6 protein-coding genes are annotated in these 6996 nt (G+C 40.9%); 2 read left to right on the plus strand and 4 right to left on the minus strand.

The features are described from left to right. Positions 1-68 precede the first annotated feature (68 nt). A complete protein-coding gene (locus tag BLS16_RS11425; protein ID WP_092333312.1) occupies positions 69-1202 on the plus strand; it encodes an AAA family ATPase in 1134 nt (377 codons plus the stop codon). 185 nt (positions 1203-1387) lie between these two features. After that, positions 1388-3379: an NAD-dependent DNA ligase LigA gene (gene ligA / locus BLS16_RS11430; RefSeq protein ID WP_092333313.1), complete on the plus strand. Its 1992-nt coding sequence runs from the start codon at positions 1388-1390 to the stop codon at positions 3377-3379. Between the two features lie 96 nt (positions 3380-3475). Here the strand turns inward: ligA and BLS16_RS11435 are convergent, their stop codons facing one another. The 4 genes from BLS16_RS11435 to BLS16_RS11455 form a co-directional block, all read right to left on the minus strand. Further along, positions 3476-4222 (minus strand): hypothetical protein, encoded by a 747-nt coding sequence (locus tag BLS16_RS11435; RefSeq protein WP_092333315.1) that lies wholly within the window; start codon positions 4220-4222, stop codon positions 3476-3478. Positions 4223-4239: 17 nt separating this feature from the next. After that, a complete protein-coding gene (locus BLS16_RS11440; protein WP_207649747.1) occupies positions 4240-4827 on the minus strand; it encodes a C39 family peptidase in 588 nt (195 codons plus the stop codon). 383 nt (positions 4828-5210) lie between these two features. Then, the gene (locus BLS16_RS11445) at positions 5211-5423 is read right to left on the minus strand and encodes a hypothetical protein (protein ID WP_092333319.1); all 213 of its coding nucleotides are present in this window, start codon (positions 5421-5423) and stop codon (positions 5211-5213) included. Positions 5424-6314: 891 nt separating this feature from the next. Then, complete coding sequence (locus BLS16_RS11455; RefSeq protein ID WP_092333323.1) at positions 6315-6803, minus strand: hypothetical protein; 489 nt, start codon at positions 6801-6803, stop codon at positions 6315-6317. Between the last annotated feature and the right edge of the window lie 193 nt (positions 6804-6996).

Here is a 6996-nt window from a genome sequence, read left to right on the forward strand (position 1 = left end):
GGTTCTCTTGCAATATTACACTATATGTAATATTATATTACATATAGTGTAATATAAGGAGTGAAGTCATGCCGAGCAGATTATTTCCTTTAGGCGGACCTGTATCAGAGAAGGATATTGTCGATCGTGAGGATTTCTTGGTTTCTCTTGAAACTCGGCTATTAGAAGGTCAGAGCATTATGTTGGCCGGTCCCCGGCGAATCGGGAAGACATCCCTGGCGTTAGAGGTTTTAAGGCGAATCAAAGCAAAGAGCTGTCATATTGCCTTTGTTGACTTATTTCGCTATAACACAAAGAGAGAATTTTCCCTTGCTATCATCGATGCTTGTTTAGAGAACCGCAGTGGTATAAGCAAAACAACGGCAGCCTTAAAGGAAGGTCTCAAAAAAATTGCAGGCGGGGCCAGGCTGACTGCAAAGGTTCAGGATCTGGAATTAGAGATTGGCTTGCCCGGCGAAGGGGAGAGTGATGATGAGCTTTTTAACTACGCTCTGCGCTTTCCTGAGATTCTGGCAAAAAAGGATAAAAAACAGATAGTAGTTGTTTTTGATGAATTCCAAGAGATTATTCGCATTGCCGGTGAAGATGCTCTTAAAGTTATGCGCTCTTATTTTCAGATGCATGAGAGAGTTTCCTATTTGTTTCTTGGTTCAAAAGAAGGCATGATGAATACAATCTTCGGTGATAAGAGACAGGCTTTTTATCGATTTGCCACGATGTTGCCCCTTCCACCCATTACTAGGGAAGCCTGGAACGAATATCTTTCTTCTAAATTTGCCGAAAAGAGGATTGTTGTGAAGGGAAACTCAATTTCTGAGATTATAGATTTAAGTGGTGGGCATCCTCAAGATACCATGCTTTTATGTTCGGAGGTTTACTATGCGCTTATAGAAGCAGGGGAAGTAAGATTAACATTGGATTTTGTAAGAATAGGCTATAACCGGGCAATGCTAACCTTATCGCCTGTTTTTGATGAACTCTTGGATGAATTAGGGAAGATCTCTTACGTTCGTCAGACTCTAATAGATATCGCAAAAGGCTTGCGAATTTATTCGGGGCGTAACGTAAATCCAAACGAGATAAAGAGAGCTGTGGATACTTTGGTTTCCAAAGCAATTATCGAAAAAACGAGTCGAGGCAGTTATAATTTTGTCGAGCCTATGTTAAAAAGTTATTTGATTAACAAAATTGACGTTTATTAAGGTGTTTCGACTAGACGATAGAGAGGATTATTGAGGTTGTTCTCTATCTTTGTTAAATGGATTAATCCTTAGTAGCTAGTATCTTTGAAAAAATGAAAAAGCAGTATTATTTACCATCAACTTTGAAAGACTTAGGGTATGAATTATACTATAAGTATAGTTTAGGTTGGAAGTGAGGGATTTCAGTGCAGGATGATCTTGAGCGCCTGGCGGCGCTGCGCAAAGATCTTAATGAAGCGAATAAACAATATTACGAGCTGGATCAGCCCCGGATCACAGATGCGGAATATGATGCTCTGATGCGGGAACTTTTGGAGTTGGAAGCTAAGCATCCCGAGTGGGTTACACCGGATTCCCCTACACAGCGGGTTGGGGGAGCAGTAGCCAAAGAGTATACAAAAGTCCGGCATTTGGAACCTCTCCTTAGTTTAGATAATGCCTTTGATCCGGGAGATTTGCGAGAATTTGATCGCCGGGTTCGGCAAGTTTCTCCTGGGGTGGAATATGTAGTGGAGCTGAAAATTGACGGCTTAACGGTAGCACTAACCTATGAGGACGGATTGATGGTGCGGGGAGCCACTAGGGGGGACGGGGCAGTGGGAGAAGAGATTACCGCCAATGTCAAAACCGTGGGCTCAATTCCCCTGCGTTTGAACAAGACGGTTCCCAAGCTAAGTGTCCGGGGAGAAGGATACATGCCCAAAGCCTCTTTTGCCCGGTTGAATCAAGAACGTGAGGAAGAAGGGCAATCCACCTTTGCTAATCCTCGTAATGCGGCAGCAGGTTCATTACGGCAGTTGAATTCCCGAATCACTGCTGAGCGTAAGTTGGAGTACTTTGCCTATCAGGTTTTATCCGCCAGGGAATTGGGATTACATAACCAAATTGACGTTCTTACCTATTTAAAAGAACAGGGTTTCATGGTTAACCCGGAATACAAAGTGTTTAATGACATCGAAGAGGTCATAGCCTATTGCGAAGAAATGGCAGCAGAGCGCCATGGTTTTCCCTATGATATTGACGGTTTGGTTATAAAAGTGAATGAATTTGACCTCCAGCAGGAGCTGGGCTTTACGGCCAAAAGTCCCCGCTGGGCTATTTCTTATAAATTTCCGGCGGAGCAAGTGGAAACCGTTGTTGAAGATATTGTCCTTCGAGTAGGACGGACAGGCGTTTTAACCCCCACGGCGGTCTTGCAGCCGGTATCCGTGGCCGGCTCCACGGTAAGCCGAGCCACCCTTCATAATTTGGACAATATCCGGGAAAAGGATATCCGAATCGGAGACCATGTGCTCTTACATAAAGCAGGGGATGTGATTCCCGAGGTCATCAGAGCTCTGCCGGAAAAACGCAGCGGCGCCGAAAGGCTCTTCGAAATGCCTGATCTCTGTCCCGAATGCCAAAGTCCCGTTTCCCGGGAGGAAGGGGAGGCAGCCTATCGTTGCCAAAGTATCAGCTGCCCGGCTCAACAACGGGAGGGAATTATCCATTTCGTCTCTCGGGATGCTATGGGGATTGATGGTCTAGGCCCGGCAGTTGTTCAACAACTTCTGGATGTAGGCCTGATCAAAGATGCTGCAGATCTCTATGCCTTAACCTTCGAGGATTTGACTCCTTTAGAGCGGATGGGGAAAAAATCTGCGGAAAATCTCTTGAAGGCTATTGCCGACAGCAAAGAACGAGGCTTAGCCCCCTTGATTTTTGCCTTGGGTATTCGCCATACAGGCGTAAAAGCGGGAAAAATCCTGGCTCAAACCTTTGGTTCTATGGAAAAGCTCCAGGCGGCGACCTTTGAGGAGCTGCAAGCCATCCCGGATATCGGCCCGGGGATGGCAGAGAGTCTGGTAGAGTTTTTTGGTTTAGAAAGCACGGAGCGGTTTCTGGAGAAAATGCGTGCTGCCGGAGTGAACATGACCGCCGGAACCTCGACGAAACCCCAGCTATTTGCCGGTAAAAGTATCGTAGTCACCGGCTCTTTAGAGCGCTGGGAGCGGCGGGAGATTGAGACCCTTATCGAAGAGTATGGCGGAAAGGCAGCGAGCAGCGTCAGCAAAAAGACAGCCTTCGTCATTGCCGGAGAAAAGGCCGGGTCAAAGCTTGTAAAGGCTCAAGGCCTGGGAGTCCCAATCTTAACAGAAGCAGAATTTGAAAGTATGTTAGAGGGACGGTCCTTTTAACACGTTTTTTTGGGGCGGGAAATAAAATCTATAACTCGTTTAAGTTGAGTGAAAAAAAGCAGGTCTTCCAAATAATGTGGAAAACCTGCTTTGCTCTTATTTTTGCAATTTGAATTTTTTGTACGTGAATCCTCCTATAGCTATACAACATGATAATAGCAAGAATAAGATTGGTGCTTTATTGCTATCGGCATTAAACCCGCCGGCCCCTCCAAATCCCTGGTTTCCGTTCGTTTTCGCATTATTTACTTTGATTTTAATTTCTTTGATCAATTCTTTGCCATCTTTTATTTCATTTTTTTGAAGTTTGAGGTCATCACTCTTGTTAAATGATAATAACTGACTGCCTTTAGCTGTTTTGCCGATAAAACCGTTGATGTGAAGGGCTGGTTCGTCAACATAAACGAGATCATTTAACCCTTTTTCTATAGCTGCCTTTTCCAAGGTTTCATAAGGAATGGCATCTTTTTCGTCATATACACCGTAGCCAACTAATTTATAATCACCATCAACTTTATCTACAATATATCTCACTCGATCTGTAACTGGTATATACCACTTATCAGTGTTAGTTAAAGCATCGTATAAATCAATATTTGCTTCATTGAGTACCTTTTTTGCATCAAGTCTATAAACTTTGTATCCAACATCTTTCGTCTTATAAATGTCCCCATCTGTAAGATGGTGGGTTTTATCTCTTTCTTCCAACATTTGATATTGAAAACTTTTAATGTCAGCTTGGAAAGCATTCAAAATATCTGCCGGTAATTTTTCCGCGGCTAATACGTTTGCACTTTGCAGAAACATAAGTATTAGAGTTAGGAATAATACTTTTGTTCTCATACTAAAACCTCCTGTTCTTAATAAACCAAATTATAATTTGTTCCGGACCATGTCCAATCAGAATTGCTAACGAAACTACCATAAGTTCTACTATTCCATCTTGGATTACTTGACCAAGGATCCATATAACTTACATTTTTCACGTATTGATCTTCATAATATCCATAAATTGCAAGCATATGACCTTCGAATTCCCACCAAGGAGCCCATGCAATAGATGCAATAATGGGGGCATAATCATTTATATCATCTGTTACATTAGCCCAACTAATACTTCCTGTCGTCCAGTCGTTGTCTACATTCCAGTGCTCTAGGCCAGACTGAACTTCCCAAGGCCATCCAGCCTCATCAACAGGTGAGCCTTTAACATAAGTTACAAACTGAGTTTGTGTAACTCCAAGACTATCATAATTTAAAGCACACACACTACTAGCTGCCCAGCACCAATTATCTTCTTCTTGCACAGTGCCTGGTACATTTAGGTAAAGTGATCCGGCAAATGCCGAAGTTGTTAATGTAAACAATAATATTAGTGAAGTCAACAATATTTTACTGATTTTGCTCTTCATACTATCCCCTCCAATAATTATATTTTCAAAAACCATTCGGGAGTTCCTCATCAACTTTCTCTCCACCTCCCTTGAGAATAAGGTTCTTTCAATCAACAGGTTATCTTACAATTTCACCCCCTTCTACTATATTAGACAATTGAGACTTGGAAAAAGCTTCATGGATTTTGGAAAAATTTATAATAGGATAAACGTTCTATTATTAAAGAGGACTTTGAGGGATGTTAGAGGAGGATGTTAGAGTGTTAGGAGAGTTTTAGAGAGAGTTTTAGAGAGAGTGTTAGGAGTGTTTAGAGGGAGTGTTTAGAGGGACGGTCCTTTTAACACGTTTTTTGGGTAGGAACTAAAAATCTATAACTCGTTTAAGTTGAGTAAAAAAAGCAGGTCTTCCCAAATAATGTGGAAAACCTGCTTTGCTCTTATGATTTATTTGCTGATTGCTGAGTTTGAATCTTAATTAGCATGTCTAACTTCTCTAAAAGCTCATTATCGGCTCTTTCTTTATGTTTGAAAAAGCGCAGAGCACTTACCATTAAGTAAATCGTAAATATAAAAAAGAATAGGTAAAACAGCATAGGAAACATCACGCTTAACAAAACTGAGTAATCAAATTGTATAGGGTTGCCGCCCATTTAAAACACACCTCCCTGGGCAAAAGTATATCATAATCTTCCGGGGAGAGGAAATAAATACCAGAGCTCTATGAATATAACCAAAAGGTTAAAAGACGCCCCAATACGTTGCGATCATGAGAAAATCTCTTGGTTTTGCATTTTTAATTTTTTGTACGTGAATCTTATAACTATACAATATGATAGAACTCAAATAATATTGGTACTTTATTGCTATCGGCATTAAATCCGCCAGACTCCAATTTTAGCCTGCCGTTACAATTCGCTCTAAAATAGGATTCGACGGCAACAATCTTGAAGTAGACGACTAACGCATTGAAAGACAGGGGATGTGGCAGTTGTTTTTCTCTAAGGATAAGAAGCTTTAACTCGATGAAGAAGAGGAGTTTTGCCATTTCAACCAGCTAAGAGCAAATTAAGTTCTGTGCATGGGTCATGAGCAAAGCTATAAATCAAGCTAAAAATATGTTGCAAAAAACGCTCGTCAGGTGTTTACGAGCGAAATGGAGTTATCCAACCAGTCTAAACTAAGGAGAGACATTCCCAAAAACCGGACTTTTGTATACTCTATGTCTACTGCTTCCCCAACCTGTTGAGTCGGTGAATCCGGTGTAACCCACTCGGGATGATATAGCTTCTAACACCAAAAGTTCCCGCTTTTATAGGGGTCTTGCCAATAATATTTTACAAGATAAAAAGGCCATTCGAGGAGGTACAATCATACGCACTGAAAACAACTATAACTAGGTAAAAAAGACCACATCTAAATCTTCGGAATGTGGTCTTTGCTTTGAAGAACTATTGACTTTAACACCTTATTCCTTGGCGGGAACCTGCTGTTTTATCCCAGTTGGCACTCCTGTTCAGAAGCTACAACGGATGGCAAACCCTTTACTCCATTGCTTTCTTTGCTAACGAACATATTTCTTTTACCGCATTCAATGAAGAGTCATCACTTTGATTCATATACGATACTGTTCTTGTACTCCTCATAGTTTCGCTATCAGCTAAAATTAGTTCCTTCTCAGAAATTACTGCAATCTCAGCTTTCGCAATGCCCTGTTTATTTTCCATTAGCTGTATTACATAGGTCGTATCCATGTTTAATGTCTTCCCTTTATCTAATACTTCTTCCTCTTGCTTAATGCTCATCTTGCTAAACTTAATACCATTCAAATGATCGAGCAAGGTTTCAATTTGTTTTTTATCCGCAAATTCTTTCGTAACCGAGTTTCCACGGCTAATCGACATAACTGATATTTTATTTTTATCTAATGGTGCAATTTGATTCACACTAGATTTCTCTTGGCTACAACCTGTGACCAGAGTAATTAGTAATAGTAATATCATAACCAATGTAAAAATTTTTTTGTTATTCAAAATATCACCTCTCAGAGTATTTTATGTCCTATTTTGATTTATATTTAGTATGAATAAATTTCCTATCTGGTTAAAGAGGGTAACTCGGCCATTTTTAATAACTCAACTTTCGCACCGCAGTTGTGCGAATAAAGCCTTGATATAACTGGGCAATGCACTGATCCAGTTATGTAGTTGACTAAGTGATTCGTAA

Source organism: Desulfosporosinus hippei DSM 8344 (assembly GCF_900100785.1).
GTDB classification, from domain to species: Bacteria; Bacillota; Desulfitobacteriia; order Desulfitobacteriales; family Desulfitobacteriaceae; genus Desulfosporosinus; species Desulfosporosinus hippei.